Raw genomic sequence first — 14432 nt, 5'->3', positions numbered from 1 at the left:
GGGCGCTGCCTGATTTGTCATAGGCTTCTCTCCAGGTCCACCTACAACCAAAGTAGCGGGAGAGCCGATGAAAAGAGTTTGTCTGGCGTCTGTCTTTGCGGTGCTGGTGAGCGGCACCGGACTCGTCGCCGCACAGGAAGCCGTACACAAAGCCCCTCAGAAATCCACCCCTCACCACCGGCATTACCGCGAGCCGGAGGGCGGCGGTAAACCTTCGCCCAGCGGTCGTGTAGCGCCCCGTCTGCAGAACCTCGGCAAGCATACCTTTCCGGTGAGCTGCGCCTCGGAAAAAGGCCAGCAGTACATCAATCAGGGCGTCAATCTCGCCTACGGTTTCAATCATGCGGAAGCGGGTCGTTCGTTCCGGGAAGCAGAGCGCCTCGACCCGGACTGCGCCATGGCCTATTGGGGGCAGGCGCTGGTGCTCGGGCCGAACATCAATGCGCCGATGGACCCGGAAGCGGAGCCGCAGGCGCGCGAGCTGGTGCTGAAGGCGCAATCCCTGGGTAACCGCGTGAATGCGCGGGAGCGCGCATTGATCGATGCGCTGGCAGCGCGCTATACCGGCGATCCCGACGACCGCAGCAAGGCGGACGCGGCGTATTCAGCGGCCATGGCCGAGGTTGCGCGAAAATTTCCCGACGACCTGGATATTGCCACCCTGTATGCCGAGTCGATGATGGACTTGCGGCCGTGGAACTACTGGATGCGCGATGGGACACCGTATGAAGGCACCGGGGAAATCGTTGCACTGCTGGAAAAGGTCATGGTGCGCAACCCGGAGCACCCCGGTGCCCTGCATCTGTATATCCATCTTGTTGAACCCACCGATACCCCGGAGCGCGCGGAAAAAGCCGCGGATACCCTGCGCGACCTGATGCCCGGGGCCGGACATATCGTGCATATGCCGGCGCATATCTATCAGCGCGTCGGACGCTATGCGGACTCTGCCAGAGCCAATGAGCGCGCCATCGCCGCGGACGAGAACTACATCAGTCAGTGCCGCGCCCAGGGGTTGTACCCCATGGCCTATTACCCGCACAACCTCCATTTCCTGTGGTTTGCCACCACCGCCCAGGGGCGCAGCGCAGCGGCGATAGAAGCTGCGGAAAAGACCGCGGCGCAGGTCAGCGATGAAGCGCTCGCGCAGATGCCGATGCTGGCGGGTTTTCGCGTGATTCCCTACTGGTCACTTGCGCGGTTTGGCCGATGGGATCAGGTGTTGGCGTTGCCGAAGCCGACACAGGATCCATTCCTCACCGGCGCCTGGCACTATGTGCGCGGCCTCGCATTCATCGGCAAGGGGCAACTGGATCGGGCCGAAGCGGAACTCAGGGAGGTGCAGGGCATTGCCGCAAGCCCTGCACTTGAGTACCCGATGTTTTCACCCAACAGCGCCAAACAGATTCTGGCCATCGCGCCCGAAGTACTCGCCGGGGAATTGGCCGCGGCGAGAAAGGACTACGCTACCGCGGTAGGTCATCTGGAGCGGGCGGTGCGCCTGGAGGAAGGACTTGTATATACCGAGCCGAACGAATGGCATTACCCGCCGCGTCTCGCCCTGGGGGCTGTGTTACTGGCGGCGGGGCGCCCGGCGGAGGCGGAAACGGTGTACTGGCAGAACCTGTCGCGCTATCCGGACAACGGCTGGGGCCTGTTCGGGCTTGCCGAAGCGCTGCGCGCTCAGGACAAAACCGATGAGGCGGGGTTGATTGACGGCCGCTTCCAGCGTGCGTGGCGCGATGCGGACATCAAACTCACGGCCTCACGTATGCAATAAGTACGGCAATAAAAAGGGCGCGTCGGTTTCCCGGCGCACCCTGTGTATCCCGTAAAGGCAGCGCTGAAGCTTACACTTCCAGGTCGTAATCCATGATCACCGGCAGGTGGCTGGAGAAATCGACATTCTTGTTGATGGCACCGTATTCGATCTTGTTTTTCAGGGTCTGGGACACGATCTGCATATCGGTACGCCAGCCGTCGCCCTCGCCCACTTTGCCACTCGGCCACCAGGTGAATTCATCGGGATCCTTCACGATACGGCGGAAGGCGTCCACATAGCCGATCTCGTTGAACAACTGGTCCAGCCAGCGCTGCTCGTGGCGCATGAAACCTGGGGTATCCTGATGGTCCTGCCAGTTCTCCACATCGGCGCGGCGGTGCGCCATGCCCCAGTTGCCACAGAAGATGAAATCGCGACGCTTGCGGCTGATCTTGGCCAGGTGTGCCTGCATGTCGTCGAAGAACTGCACTTTTACCTCCAGCGAAGCTTCGTCGGTCGCTACCGGGGCCAGCAGTGAGCCGATACTCAGGCGCTCGAAATCCGCCTGCAGGTAGCGGCCGTACATGTCTACACCGTTGGCAAAGCCCATGCCGTAAATCAGCGCTTTTGGCTGGGCGCGGGTATAAATGGCGACACCGTTTTCGTGAGGGGTGCCGGAATCGAAGAAATAGCTGTAGTAGCCGTCTGGATGGAAGATGGGGTGATCCAGTTCCGGTTCCAGTGAGCGCAGATCCTGCAGACAGATGATGTCCGCATCCTGATCCGCCAACCAGTCGTAGAGTCCGCGCTGTGCCGCCTGGTGCACTCCATCTACGGACAAACTCACTATTCGCATTATTAGCCCCTTACCAGCGGACTGTGTAAAATTGCAGTCGTTATTCGTCTGAACATTCTATGATCGTCGCCCCCAATTTCCGGGGGTTATCCTTCACCTTAGCCAATAGTTATCAAATTGCCATGCAGCAGTACCAGCGCGACTTTATTGAACTGGCCCTGGAGCACGATGTGCTCTGTTTCGGAGATTTTACGCTGAAATCCGGGCGTCAGAGTCCCTACTTCTTCAATGCCGGCCGTTTCCACAGCGGTGCGGCGCTCGCCGCACTGGGCAATGCCTACGCGGAGGCGATCATTGCCTCGGGAGTGGAGTTTGATGTCATTTTCGGGCCGGCCTACAAGGGCATCCCGCTGGGTGCGGTGACCGCGGTGGCACTGGCGCAGAAAGGGGTTGATAAGCCCTTCTGTTACAACCGGAAAGAGGCCAAGGACCACGGCGAGGGCGGAACCTTAGTGGGTGCGCCGCTTAAAGGCAAGGTTTTGATTATCGATGATGTGATTACTGCCGGCACCGCGGTGCGTGAGGTGATGCAAATCATTCATGCCCAGGGCGCCGAGCCCGCCGGTGTGGTGATCGGCCTGAATCGTCAGGAAAAGGCCGGGGAAGACTCCGAACTCTCCGCGATCCAGCAGGTGGAGAAGGAACACAGTATTCCTGTGATCGGCATTGTGGAACTGGACGATATTATTTCCTATCTTAAGTCGCAGGCTGCCAGCGCGGAATTGCTGCAGCGGATTATCGACTACCGCCAGCGTTACGGTGTCAGTTCTGAGGGTTAAGCTCCGGAGCTCGTCATAGGTATAGAGGCGCATGGGCAGACTTTGGTTGGTCGAAAAGTAAACGATGCGCAAGTAATCATGATGAGGCAAGCGTGAAAACCGCAATTGCGCTGGCACTGGCCGGCGCCCTTCTGACACTGGATGTTGGAGCTTCCGAACAGGGGTGGGACGGCAAGAAGCTGTATCGCTATACCAACGAACACGGTGTGCAGGTACTGGATGACCAGGTGCCTCCCCGTTACGTGGCCGGTGGTTACGAGGTGTTGACCCCGACCGGGCGCGTGCTGGAGGTGGTGGAGCCGGAGCTTACCGGCAAACAGCTGGCGGAAAAGGAGCGTCGCGAGGCCCGCGAGGCGGCGGACCTACAGCTGCTCAAGCGCTACAACAGCGTTGCCGACATCGAATCCGCGCGCAAGCGCAAGCTCGCCATCGTACAGCAGGATATGGCGATCCTGCGCTCCAATATCGCCTCCCTGAACCGCCAGATCGAGAGTGAAGAATCCACCGCGGCGCGCACCCAGCGCAACGGCGGTGCGGTGGCACCGGAGCTACTGGAGCGGATCGCGAACCTGCGCCAGGAAATCGGCGTGGTCAGCGAGCGCCTGGCGCTGCGGGAAAAAGAAGCGCTGGCGATCAACAGTGAATTCGATGAAGCGGCCAGCCGCTATCAGGAAATAGCCGGCAAATAAGCCGGCTTTCTATCTCTATCCGTTCTGCGCAGCCAGCGCACTCTCCCGGAAGAAACCAGCAACCAGCACCGGCCACTGCTCTGCCCAGAATTCCGTCGGGCGGCGTTTGAAGCCGCTGCGCACGTACTGGACGATGCGACCTTCCGCACTGGCCAACAGCAGGTTGGCGGCAGCAGTCAGCGGGATGGCGGGGCGCAGCTGCTCGCGCAGCTCCGCTTCGCGCAGGATCTGCTTGAGCTGGGTTTCCAGGCGGTCGAACAGTTGCAGGATGCGGCTGTGCAGGCGCTCGGTCTCGCCGGTGAGGGCGTCGCCGGTGAGCAGGCGGGTGATGCCGGGGTTGCGTTCGCAGAAGGCCAGCACCAGATGCAGGATTTTCTGACAGCGGACAAGCGCGGTGGGCTCGTCCTGCAGGATGATTTTGATACGGCTGAAGATGGTCTCTTCGATGAACTCGATCAGACCTTCAAACATCTTGGACTTGCTGGGGAAGTGGCGGTAGAGCGCCGCTTCGGAGAACCCCACTTCCTTGGCGAGTGCCGCGGTGGTGATACGGGCACCGGGGCTGGCTTCCAGCATGTGGGCCAGGGCCTGCAGTATCTGCTGGCGCCGATTGATTTTTTCGCTGCTCATTAACTGCCTTTACCCGGAGAATTCAGCCGGGACCTGATTTTGTTGTTGTGCCGGATTTGTTTTCATTGCTTGGCGCAGCAGCCACTCCGGGATGGGGCGCGTCAGAAACCCGCGGAAAGTGGCTGCAAACCTGTTAACCGGCGCCAGAATCCTAACGATTCGGCGCCGCGGCATCAATTGTTAGTGACCGTTAACAGTGGGTTTGTGACTGGGGTCACGCGTTTTCCTGTGCCTTGTTATTGGTGATCAGGGTGCCGACGCCACTGTCGGTGAAGATCTCCAGCAGTACCGCGTGGGGTACACGACCGTCGATGATGTGGGCGGAGGTGACGCCACCCTTGACCGCATCCAGCGCGCAGGCAATCTTCGGCAGCATACCGCCGTAGATGGTGCCATCGGCAATCAGGCCATCCACTTCCAGGGTGGAGAGGCCGGTGAGTACCTTGCCATCCTTGTTCTGCAGGCCCGCCACGTTGGTGAGCAGCATCAGTTTTTCCGCCTTCAAATACTCGGCGATCTTGCCCGCCACCAGGTCGGCATTGATGTTGTAGGACTCGCCCTGCTTGCCCACGCCGATAGGGGCAATCACCGGGATGAAATCGCTGTTGATCAGCATCTCGATCACGTCGGTGTTGACACTTTCCACCTCACCCACGTGGCCGATGTCGATGATTTCGGAGGCGTGCAGACCGGCGGATTCTTCCTGGCGACGCAGCTTCCTGGCACGGATCAGCAGGCCGTCCTTGCCGGTGACGCCCACGGCGCGACCGCCGTTCTTGTTGATCAGGTTGACAATCTGCTTGTTCACGGTGCCGCCGAGCACCATTTCCACTACGTCCATGGTCTGGCTGTCGGTGACACGCATACCGTCGACGAAACGGGACTCAATGCTGAGTTTGTTCAGCAGGTCACCGATCTGAGGGCCGCCGCCGTGGACCACCACCGGGTTCATACCCACCAGTTTCATCAGGATCACGTCGCGGGCGAAGCTGTTTTGCAGCTCCTCGTCCACCATGGCATTGCCACCGAACTTGACCACCACGGTCTTACCGATAAAGCGCTGGATGTAGGGCAGCGCCTCGTTGAGCACCTGCGCGACGCGCAGGGCGGATTTCTGATCCAGAGACATAGCGTTTTCCTTACTGCATGAGCGGGAGGATCAGCCCGGTAACACCTTCGGATGTACCTAGGGTAGTGCCAGGGCGGGATCGAGTTTTTGGAGCTGTGCGGCCACCTGAGCGCGGATGCGTGCCAGTGCCGCCTCGTTGTCGGCCTCGAAGCGCAGGGTCAGTGCCGCCGTGGTGTTGGAGGCGCGCACCAGGCCCCAGCCATCGGCGAATTCTATGCGCAGACCGTCGATGGTGTTGAGGTCCGCGTCGGCAAATTTCGCTTCTTTACGCAGGCGCTCGATAAGCGCGAATTTAGCACTTTCCGGCACCGGCAGCAGGATTTCCGGGGTGTTGACCATCTGCGGCAGGGAATCGAGCAGTTCATCCAGGCTCTGCTCGCGCAGGGCCATGATCTCGAGGATGCGTGCGGCGGCGTAGATGCCGTCATCAAACCCGTACCAGCGGTCCTTGATAAAAATGTGCCCGGAGAGCTCGCCGCCGAGCAGCGCGCCGGTTTCCAGCATTTTGGTCTTCATCGGTGCGTGGCCGGTTTTCCACATAACCGGGCGGCCGCCGTACTGGGTGACCAGGTTGGCGAGTGCACGCGAACTCTTCACGTCGAATACGATATCCGACCCCGGGTTGCGCGCGAGAATATCCCGCGCCAGCAGCATGACAAGCTGGTCCGCCCACACGATGCGCCCGCTGCCGGTGACCAGCGTGACGCGATCCCCGTCGCCATCCAGGGCGATACCGAGATCGGCGCGCTCCGTTTTCACCACCCCAATCAGGTCCTGCAGATTTTCCGGGCGCGACGGATCCGGTGCGTGGTTGGGGAAATTACCGTCCACCTCGCAGTAGAGGGTTTCCACCTCACAGCCCAGCTGTTCGAACAGCTGCGGCGCCAGTTCTGAAGTGGCGCCATTGCCGGCGTCGATGACGATGCGCGGTTGCCCCGCCAGCGCCACGTCGTTGAAAATCTCGTCGATGTACAGGCCGTTCACATCCTGGAAGTTGTGGTTGCCGCGGCTGTTGGCAAACTGGATGGTCTGCATCATGGCGTGCAGTTCCCGCAGTTTTTCTTCCGCCAGCGGGCGACCGTTCATCACGATTTTGAAGCCGTTGTATTCCGCCGGGTTGTGGCTTGCGGTCACCATTACTCCGCTGCTGGCATTCTTGCTGCGGGCACAGGCGAAATAGAGCAGTGGTGACGGTACCAGGCCGAGGTCCACGGTGTCGCAGCCGCTTTCCAGAATTCCCTCGATCAGGCAGTCGCGCAGCAGCTCGCTGCTGTTGCGGCCATCGCGGCCTACCAGCAATACGTCCTCACCGGACTGTTTGGCGATGCTGCCGAGCGCGCGACCCAACTGATAGGCGAAGGGCTCATTGATTTCCTCGCCGGCGATACCGCGGATATCGTAGGCACGGAACACGTGGGCGGGAATTTCTGTGCTCGGGGTGCGCATCAGCTCACCGCGGTCGGGTTCCTCTGCCTGCGCAGCCGCCGGTGCCGGTGCGGCGGCGACTGCGGTACTGACCTGCTCCACGATGGCGGGCGGTTTCTGCAGCTCTTCCTTGCGCAGTCCCTTTTTCACCGGTGTGCGACCGCTGCGCGCAGATTTCTCCCACGGCGCCGCGCCGCCTTCTGCGGGCATCAGTTTCCACAATACCAACAGACTGCCCAGCAGCCCCAACAAAGCGATGCCGTAAACCAGACCGGGAGGAATGCTGTGATCGGCGGCGAATGCAGTTGATGGAGTAAAAGTGATTTTCAGGTAGGTGCCGGGAACCGAGGCACCAGCGCCGCCACGCGGTGTATCCCCGGTCTGGGATGGCGAGTTCCACAGCGGCCGCGCCGGGCCGTCAGGGAACTGCTGATTGATCTGGATGCTGCCACTGCTCTGGTCGAGCTGGCTGAGTGCCCGCTCGAACACGCCGAAGGGCTGGCTCATCAGCAGTGTGCCATCGGCCTCTGCGCGCGCGCTGTAGAGTTGCCACTGGTTCTGGTCATCGCGCAGGAATTCCGGTTTTGGATTACCCTCTTCGCGGCTGCGCTTCAGCAGGTCCACCAGGGCGAAATTGAGCGGTGGTTGCCCTGCACCCACGTGCAACTGCTCCGGGGTGAAAAACTGCAGGGAGGTCTGGTTGAGGCCGGTGACGCTGGTCGTCGATTTCTGCGGAGATTTCAGCCCGCGCAGTTGTTGCTGGCGCTGGGCGAAAAACTGCTGCAGTTGCAGTGCGTGTGCATCAGCGACTCGCTGTGCAGCGGTATTTACACTGTCGGCATTGTGCCTCTCGACCACTTTGGTCACCAGCAGGTGGCTGCCGCCCAGCCATACTGCCGCGGCGAGTAGCGCGGGCAGCGTGAGGCCGCTGTGCCACAGCGGTTTCTTTGCAGTTTGATTGTGTGAAGCCACGACGGTTTTACGTCTCCCCAACCTTTCCGGATCAGTACCCTGACCGGTTCAGGAACCCCTGAAGCGTGAATGTTGTTGTGTTTTACCGCTTGTATTTAATGTGCCGGGAACGCCCTGGCCGCAATCCGCGCAATCAGTTCACCGGCGAGTTCGGTTTTCAGCGCCGCCGGCAGCGGCTGGCGACCGCTGCGGTCGATCAGGATCACTTCATTGCGGTCGCTGTTGAAGCCTCCCGCCGGGTCGCTCACATCATTGGCGACGATCATGTCGAGACGCTTGCGCGCGAGCTTGCCCTCGGCGTGCTCGACCACTTTTTCCGTCTCCGCGGCAAACCCCACCACGAACGGACGTTTGTCGGTGCGCGCGGCGATGGTGGCGACGATGTCCGGGTTTTTCACCAGCTGCAGTACGTCGTGGTCGTCGCCCTCGCTCTTTTTGATTTTCTGCGAAGACACCACTTCGGGGCGGAAATCCACCACCGCGGCGGCGGCGATAAACAGGTCGCAGTCATCCGCCGCGTGCTCCGCGGCGGCGAGCATCTCGTCGGTGCTGACCACGTCCACCCGGTGCACCCCGGCAGGTGTTTCCAGGCGCACCGGGCCGGCGATCAGCGTGACCTCGGCACCCGCACGGGCGGCGGCGGCAGCGATGGCGAAACCCATTTTCCCCGAGCTGTGATTGCTGAGATAGCGCACCGGATCCAGGGCCTCGCGGGTGGGGCCGGCGGTGATGGTCACTTTTTTCCCGGCGAGCACCTGTTCCGGCGCAAGGTGGGCGATCAGCCCGTCGACGATTGCCAGCGGCTCCAGCATGCGCCCGGGGCCCACGTCGCCACAGGCCTGGCTGCCGGCGTCCGGTCCCAGCAGGGTAACGCCGCGGCGTTGTAACGTCTGCACATTGTTCTGGGTGGCGGGATGGCGCCACATGGCCTGGTTCATGGCGGGGGCGAGCACCAGGGGGGCCTCGCTGGCGAGGCACAGGGTGGTGAGCAGGTCGTCGGCCATGCCGGTGGCGAGTTTTGCCATCACACTGGCGCTCGCCGGAGCAATCAGGATCACGTCCGCCCACTTGGCCAGCTCGATATGTCCCATGGCGGCTTCGGCGGCCGGATCCAGCAGGTCGGTGTGCACCGGGTTGCCGGAGAGCGCCTGGAAGGTAAGCGGGCGCACGAACTCCAGGGCACCGGCGGTCATGACCACGCGCACGGTGGCGCCGCGATCCTGGAGCCTGCGTACCAGATCGGCGCTTTTGTAGGCGGCGATGCCGCCGGTGACGCCAAGCAGTATCCGTTTGTCGGTCAGAGAGGGCATATTCGGTGGTTCCGGAACTCTGAGAACGCGTAAGATTACCATTTTAGCGCCCGAGGCCATATGGCCCATTGGGTGTGCACCCGGGCTCGCAATGGAAGTGAGCGATTACTGTTTCCAGGGAGGGGAGGGATGGCGATTACGGACTGGCCGGCGGAGGAGCGTCCGCGGGAGAAGCTGCTGGCGCGCGGCGCGGAGGCGCTGTCGGATGCGGAATTGCTGGCGATTTTCCTGCGCACGGGGTTGCCGGGGGTGTCGGCGGTGGATCTGGCGCGGCAGCTGCTCTCGGACTTTGGCGGGCTGCGGCCTTTATTGGAGGCGGATCGCAAGGCGTTCTGTGCCGGCAAGGGGCTTGGGGATGCGAAGTTTGTGCAGTTGCAGGCGGTGCTGGAGATGGGCCGCCGTCATCTGGCGGAAAGCCTCAAGCGTTCGGATGCGCTGACGAGTCCGCAGGCGGTGCGTGACTATTTATCCGCGCAGCTGCGGCATCGCACCCGGGAGGTATTCTGCTGTCTGTTTCTGGACAGTCAGCACCGGGTGATTGCGTATGAAGAGCTGTTTGAGGGCACCCTGAATGCGGCGAGCGTGTACCCCCGGGAGGTGGTGCAAGCGGCGCTGGCCAAGGGGGCTGCGGCGGTCATTCTGGCGCACAACCATCCTTCGGGGGTGAGTGAGCCCAGTCAGGCTGACATTCATATTACGCAGCGGTTGAAGGATGCGCTGGCGTTGGTGGATATCCGGGTGCTGGACCATCTGATTGTCGGTGAGGGGGGAGGATGCTCTTTTGCTGAGCGAGGTCTCATTTAACCCCCGGAGTCCCTTGCGCTGAACTTCGTAGGTCGCATTGTGGCGGCCAAGTGCCGGGGGCGGGTTTTCGAAATCACTGTGAACCCATCCCTGGGCGCTCCGGCGGCGACTTCCTGTCGCCGACGGTTTCGAAAACCCGCCCCCGGCACTCGACCTTCGCGTCACGTCACGCGCTTCGAAGCTTCTGAGGCTAGCTCGTTATTGGATCTCGGCGCCCAGTGGCCATTCAGACAGCAAAAAGATTGATCAAAACTTGCCCCCCATAGGGTGTTCTGGTATAAAACGCCGCTCTTTGCGGCCGGGCCAGATTCTGTACAGATCCCGCGGACCGCTGGATAACGAATTTAGTCCCTGCCCCGCCCCAGTGCAGAGGGCACGAGAGTTTTAAAGAGGCCAATCAGATGTCCAAGGTATGTCAGGTAACCGGTAAGCGCCCGGTAACCGGAAACAACGTTTCTCACGCCAAAAACCGCACCAAGCGTCGCTTCGTGCCGAACCTGCAGTCCCACCGTTTCTGGGTGGAAGCAGAGAAGCGCTTCGTTAAACTGCGTGTATCCACTAAAGGCATGCGCATTATCGATAAGAAAGGTATCGATAGCGTCCTGGCCGAGCTGCGCGCGCGCGGCGAAAAAGTTTAATTGCTGTCCTGACAGCAGATTGGAGATAGAGCAATGCGTGACAAGATTCGTCTGAATTCCAGCGCCGGCACCGGCCACTTCTACACCACCGACAAGAACAAGCGCAACATGCCTGAGAAAATGGAGATCAAAAAGTACGATCCCGTTGTTCGCAAGCACGTTGTATACAAGGAAGGCAAAATCAAGTAATTGATTGCCGTCCTGTTCGCGAAAAAGCCCGGTTTTCCGGGCTTTTTTGTGCCTGTTCGAAGCGCCACACTCCAATGCGAAGGCTTCGATAGCGGAGCCGCCACAGAACCAACTAGTGGCAACCCCCGGTACCCAGTCAATGCCCGAGTTACCAGAAGTAGAAACCACCAAACGTGGCCTGGCTCCCCATCTGGAGGGTCGCAGGGTGAAGCTGTGCGAAATCCGCCAGCACAGCCTGCGCTGGCCGGTGGATGTGGATTTCGCCGAGAAAATCAAAGGCGCCCGCATCGAGCATCTCGAGCGTCGCGCCAAATACCTGCTGGTGCAGACCGACAGGGGTATGGCCATCTGGCACCTGGGTATGTCCGGCAGCCTGCGCATCGTCGATGGCAATCTGCTGCCACAGAAGCACGACCACATCGACTGGCTGCTCGACAGTGGCCAGCGCCTGCGCTTCCACGATCCCCGCCGCTTTGGTGCCCTGTTGTGGACCACTGAGGCCATCGCCGGCCACGAGCTTATCGCCCACCTCGGCCCCGAGCCGCTGAGCGACGACTTCCACGGAGATTACCTGTTCAGCCGGTCCCGCGGCCGCAAGGCCCCGGTAAAGAGCTTCATCATGGACGGCCGCATCGTCGTCGGCGTCGGCAATATTTATGCGAGCGAGGCTCTGTTCATGGCCGGTATCCGCCCGCAGACGCCCGCAGGCAAAATTACCCGCACCCGCTACGAGCGTCTGGTCGAAGCGATCAAGACGGTACTGGCCGCCGCCATCGAACAGGGCGGCACTACCCTCAAGGATTTCGTCGGCGGCGACGGCAAACCCGGCTACTTCGCGCAGCAACTGAATGCCTACGGCCGCGCCGGCCTGCCCTGCCCCCGCTGCCCCGGCACCATCCGCGAACAGATCATCGGCCAGCGCAACACTTTCTTCTGCCCCCGCTGCCAACGCTGATTGGGAACCTGTTCGTCACAACCCTGAGTTTGAGCCGTTGTCCCATCCGGCTCTCGCCAATGATTATGATATTGCCTTTCCTGGCCGCACTCGTTTCCGCCTGGTTTAGCTGCCGCGGTGACAAGAGGCGGTTGGGTATCTCCGAAATCAGACGGGTGAGGTCAGTTTGAGGCCCGCGATGCCGGCCACGATCAGCCCGATACAGAGTATGCGGGGCAACGCGGTGGATTCGGCAAACAGCACGATGCCGAGAATGGCCGTGCCCACCGCGCCGATGCCCGTCCATACCGCGTAGCCGGTACCGACCGGTATGGTCTTCAATGCCTGCGCAAGACAGTAAAAACTCGCGATCATGGTGATGATCGTGAGCAGGCTCGGCAGGGGTTTACTGAACCCTTCGGTGTACTTGAGGCCGATGGCCCAGCCCACTTCCAGTAGGCCGGCAATGAGTAAAAGAAACCAGGGGTTGATCATAACCATTTACCTTGTTTAACGCCCGGCAGCGCTGCCTTCGCGGCGGGTGTCCGCGCCGCCGTGCAGTTTGCCGTCCATCAGTGCGATCGCGTGGATGCCGCTGTTCAACTCCTTGCGCACAACCTTGTGGCCGAGGGTTTCCAGTTTGCTCAATTCGGCATCGGAAAGCGCTTCGGGCTCCACTTCCACCTGGAAGCCGATCGCGGTGATATTGCCGGCGTGGATAGCTTCCGCGATGGGCATCCCCTTGGCCAGGTGATACAGGATGGTGCGCGCCGTGTAGTCGATGATGCGCGAACCCCCGGGTGATCCCACCAGCAGACGCAGGCTGCCATCGGCGTTGAATACGATGGTGGGAGACATGGAGGAGCGTGGACGCTTGCCGGGTTCGATACGGTTCGCCACTTTTTGCTTTTCGGTATTGGTGGGCACGAAGGAAAAATCCGTGAGCTGGTTGTTGAGCAGGAATCCCTTCACCAGTAATCGCGAGCCGAAGCCGGTTTCGATGCTGGTGGTCATGCTCACGCCGTTACCGTACTGGTCGACGATGGACAGGTGGCTGGTATTCGGCAGCTCCGGCGACTGCGCTACCTGGCGTTTGTGAGCAAAACCAGCCGGGTCACCGGCAGTTGCCGGTTGCGCCTTTGAGGGGTTGATCTGCTTCGCGCGCGCGGCGAGATAGTCTGCGGCGACCATCGCTCCGCTTGGCACGTCCACGAAATCCGGGTCGGCGGAGTAGGTATTGCGGTCGGCGAAGGCAAGTTCAGAAGCTTCCACAAACAGGTGGGTGAGCGCGGCGCTGCCCACATCAAACTTGTCCAGCGGGAAATACTGCAACATACCCAGCAGTGCGCCGACCGTGGTGCCACCGGAAGACGGCGCCGCCGCACCGCAAACTTCATAGGTGAGGAAGGCACTGCACACTGGTTCGCGCACCTTGGCGCGGTAGCTGGCCATATCCTCGCGGGTCATCAGGCCCGGATTTTCCGGGTCGTTGCGCACCGCGTCCACGATGGCCTCGGCAATGTCTCCGTCATAAAACGGCTGTACACCCTTTTCCGCCAGTTGCCGCAGCGTCGCCGCGTATTCCGGATTTTTCAGCAGATAGCCAACTGGCAGCGGCTTGCCATCCTTATCAAACAGGTATGCGCGAATCGCCGGGCGCACCGCCACCCGCGGCATCTGCACCAGCAGTTGATGCAGCCGGGGGGAAACTTCAAAGCCTTGCTCGGCGAGTTGAATCGCCGGTTGGAGCAGGTCTTTCCACGGCAGCCTGCCATCGCGCTGGTGCGCGAGCGCGAGCATGCGCATGACACCCGGCACACCCACGGAATACCCGCCGATCACGGCGTCGAGAAAACCGCGGGGCTGGCCGTCGCGGATGAAATAGTCTTCATCCACGGCCATGGGCGCCGTTTCACGACCGTCGTAGGAGAAGAGCTTTTTCTGGTCGGCGCGGTAGCTCAGCATGAACGCGCCACCTCCGATACCGGAGGACTGCGGCTCCACCAGCCCGAGCACCAGTTGCGCGGCGATTGCCGCGTCCACGGCAGTGCCGCCTTTCGCCAGCATCTGTTCCGCGGCGACAGAGGCGTGGGGGTTGGCGGTGACCGCCATATATTGGCTGGCGACCGCGGACTTGATCTCGCTGCGCCCGGTGGCAATTTCCGGCTGTACTTCCTGCGCGCGCTGGGGCGATGCGAGGACCGCTGCCGAGAAAAGAGTGGTGGTGGCGGAAAAGAGGAATGCGGAGAGCGAGAGGGGCAGATTTCTGTTCACTGGGCGATCCGGAGTTGTTGATCCGCTGACGCTTGCGCGGG

14 protein-coding genes are annotated in these 14432 nt (G+C 61.3%); 7 read left to right on the top strand and 7 right to left on the bottom strand.

Features of this window, described 5'->3' with window-relative positions; translation table 11 throughout:
- Window positions 1-67: 67 nt before the first annotated feature.
- Entirely contained in the window at window positions 68-1780 is a 1713-nt protein-coding gene (locus tag C3938_RS07280) for a hypothetical protein (RefSeq protein WP_199775505.1), read from the top strand.
- Window positions 1781-1850: 70 nt separating this feature from the next.
- Here C3938_RS07280 and C3938_RS07275 read toward each other — a convergent pair whose 3' ends face one another.
- Window positions 1851-2618 (bottom strand): exodeoxyribonuclease III, encoded by a 768-nt coding sequence (locus C3938_RS07275; RefSeq protein ID WP_105102505.1) that lies wholly within the window; start codon window positions 2616-2618, stop codon window positions 1851-1853.
- A 122-nt stretch (window positions 2619-2740) separates the two neighbouring features.
- On the opposite strand from C3938_RS07275, the gene pyrE reads away from it, so the two are divergent.
- Window positions 2741-3397 carry an orotate phosphoribosyltransferase gene (gene pyrE, locus C3938_RS07270; RefSeq protein ID WP_105102504.1) on the top strand — a complete coding sequence of 219 codons (657 nt, stop codon included), beginning with the start codon at window positions 2741-2743 and terminating at the stop codon, window positions 3395-3397.
- 92 nt (window positions 3398-3489) lie between these two features.
- Window positions 3490-4086, top strand: a complete 597-nt coding sequence (locus C3938_RS07265) for a hypothetical protein (protein ID WP_105102503.1) — start codon at window positions 3490-3492, stop codon at window positions 4084-4086.
- Between the two features lie 15 nt (window positions 4087-4101).
- On the opposite strand, the gene slmA is transcribed toward C3938_RS07265, so the two are convergent.
- From slmA to coaBC, 4 genes are all read right to left on the bottom strand, one after another.
- A complete protein-coding gene (gene slmA, locus C3938_RS07260; RefSeq protein ID WP_105102502.1) occupies window positions 4102-4716 on the bottom strand; it encodes a nucleoid occlusion factor SlmA in 615 nt (204 codons plus the stop codon).
- 214 nt (window positions 4717-4930) lie between these two features.
- Window positions 4931-5845: an acetylglutamate kinase gene (gene argB / locus C3938_RS07255; RefSeq protein ID WP_105102501.1), complete on the bottom strand. Its 915-nt coding sequence runs from the start codon at window positions 5843-5845 to the stop codon at window positions 4931-4933.
- A gap of 57 nt (window positions 5846-5902) precedes the next feature.
- The gene (locus C3938_RS18190; RefSeq protein ID WP_105102500.1) at window positions 5903-8242 is read right to left on the bottom strand and encodes a phosphomannomutase/phosphoglucomutase; all 2340 of its coding nucleotides are present in this window, start codon (window positions 8240-8242) and stop codon (window positions 5903-5905) included.
- A gap of 95 nt (window positions 8243-8337) precedes the next feature.
- Window positions 8338-9552 carry a bifunctional phosphopantothenoylcysteine decarboxylase/phosphopantothenate--cysteine ligase CoaBC gene (gene coaBC, locus C3938_RS07245; RefSeq protein WP_105102499.1) on the bottom strand — a complete coding sequence of 405 codons (1215 nt, stop codon included), beginning with the start codon at window positions 9550-9552 and terminating at the stop codon, window positions 8338-8340.
- A gap of 129 nt (window positions 9553-9681) precedes the next feature.
- On the opposite strand from coaBC, the gene radC reads away from it, so the two are divergent.
- The 4 genes from radC (at window position 9682) to mutM (ending at window position 12138) form a co-directional block, all read left to right on the top strand.
- The gene (radC, locus tag C3938_RS07240) at window positions 9682-10356 is read left to right on the top strand and encodes a RadC family protein (protein ID WP_105102498.1); all 675 of its coding nucleotides are present in this window, start codon (window positions 9682-9684) and stop codon (window positions 10354-10356) included.
- A gap of 401 nt (window positions 10357-10757) precedes the next feature.
- The gene (gene rpmB / locus C3938_RS07235; RefSeq protein WP_105102497.1) at window positions 10758-10994 is read left to right on the top strand and encodes a 50S ribosomal protein L28; all 237 of its coding nucleotides are present in this window, start codon (window positions 10758-10760) and stop codon (window positions 10992-10994) included.
- Between the two features lie 33 nt (window positions 10995-11027).
- The gene (rpmG, locus tag C3938_RS07230; RefSeq protein WP_105102496.1) at window positions 11028-11183 is read left to right on the top strand and encodes a 50S ribosomal protein L33; all 156 of its coding nucleotides are present in this window, start codon (window positions 11028-11030) and stop codon (window positions 11181-11183) included.
- Window positions 11184-11322: 139 nt separating this feature from the next.
- Window positions 11323-12138: a bifunctional DNA-formamidopyrimidine glycosylase/DNA-(apurinic or apyrimidinic site) lyase gene (gene mutM / locus C3938_RS07225; RefSeq protein ID WP_105102495.1), complete on the top strand. Its 816-nt coding sequence runs from the start codon at window positions 11323-11325 to the stop codon at window positions 12136-12138.
- A 147-nt stretch (window positions 12139-12285) separates the two neighbouring features.
- Here the strand turns inward: mutM and sugE are convergent, their stop codons facing one another.
- Both sugE and ggt read right to left on the bottom strand, forming a co-directional pair.
- Window positions 12286-12612 carry a quaternary ammonium compound efflux SMR transporter SugE gene (sugE, locus tag C3938_RS07220; protein ID WP_105102494.1) on the bottom strand — a complete coding sequence of 109 codons (327 nt, stop codon included), beginning with the start codon at window positions 12610-12612 and terminating at the stop codon, window positions 12286-12288.
- A 15-nt stretch (window positions 12613-12627) separates the two neighbouring features.
- On the bottom strand, window positions 12628-14391 hold the full coding sequence (gene ggt / locus C3938_RS07215; protein ID WP_233998707.1) for a gamma-glutamyltransferase: 1764 nt from the start codon (window positions 14389-14391) through the stop codon (window positions 12628-12630).
- Window positions 14392-14432: the final 41 nt, after the last annotated feature.

Origin of the sequence: Microbulbifer pacificus, from assembly GCF_002959965.1 — a bacterium.
GTDB classification, from domain to species: Bacteria; Pseudomonadota; Gammaproteobacteria; order Pseudomonadales; family Cellvibrionaceae; genus Microbulbifer; species Microbulbifer pacificus_A.
This window is presented reverse-complemented; position numbering and strand designations above follow the sequence as displayed.

Bases quoted from the DNA above. Each gene is read 5' to 3' on its own strand.
- rpmB (WP_105102497.1), top strand. From the start codon at position 10,758: ATGTCCAAGGTATGTCAGGTAACCGGTAAGCGCCCGGTAACCGGAAAC.
- argB (WP_105102501.1), bottom strand. From the start codon at position 5,845: ATGTCTCTGGATCAGAAATCCGCCCTGCGCGTCGCGCAGGTGCTCAAC.
- C3938_RS07275 (WP_105102505.1), bottom strand. From the start codon at position 2,618: ATGCGAATAGTGAGTTTGTCCGTAGATGGAGTGCACCAGGCGGCACAG.
- slmA (WP_105102502.1), bottom strand. From the start codon at position 4,716: ATGAGCAGCGAAAAAATCAATCGGCGCCAGCAGATACTGCAGGCCCTG.
- pyrE (WP_105102504.1), top strand. From the start codon at position 2,741: ATGCAGCAGTACCAGCGCGACTTTATTGAACTGGCCCTGGAGCACGAT.
- sugE (WP_105102494.1), bottom strand. From the start codon at position 12,612: ATGATCAACCCCTGGTTTCTTTTACTCATTGCCGGCCTACTGGAAGTG.
- rpmG (WP_105102496.1), top strand. From the start codon at position 11,028: ATGCGTGACAAGATTCGTCTGAATTCCAGCGCCGGCACCGGCCACTTC.
- coaBC (WP_105102499.1), bottom strand. From the start codon at position 9,552: ATGCCCTCTCTGACCGACAAACGGATACTGCTTGGCGTCACCGGCGGC.
- radC (WP_105102498.1), top strand. From the start codon at position 9,682: ATGGCGATTACGGACTGGCCGGCGGAGGAGCGTCCGCGGGAGAAGCTG.
- C3938_RS07280 (WP_199775505.1), top strand. From the start codon at position 68: ATGAAAAGAGTTTGTCTGGCGTCTGTCTTTGCGGTGCTGGTGAGCGGC.
- mutM (WP_105102495.1), top strand. From the start codon at position 11,323: ATGCCCGAGTTACCAGAAGTAGAAACCACCAAACGTGGCCTGGCTCCC.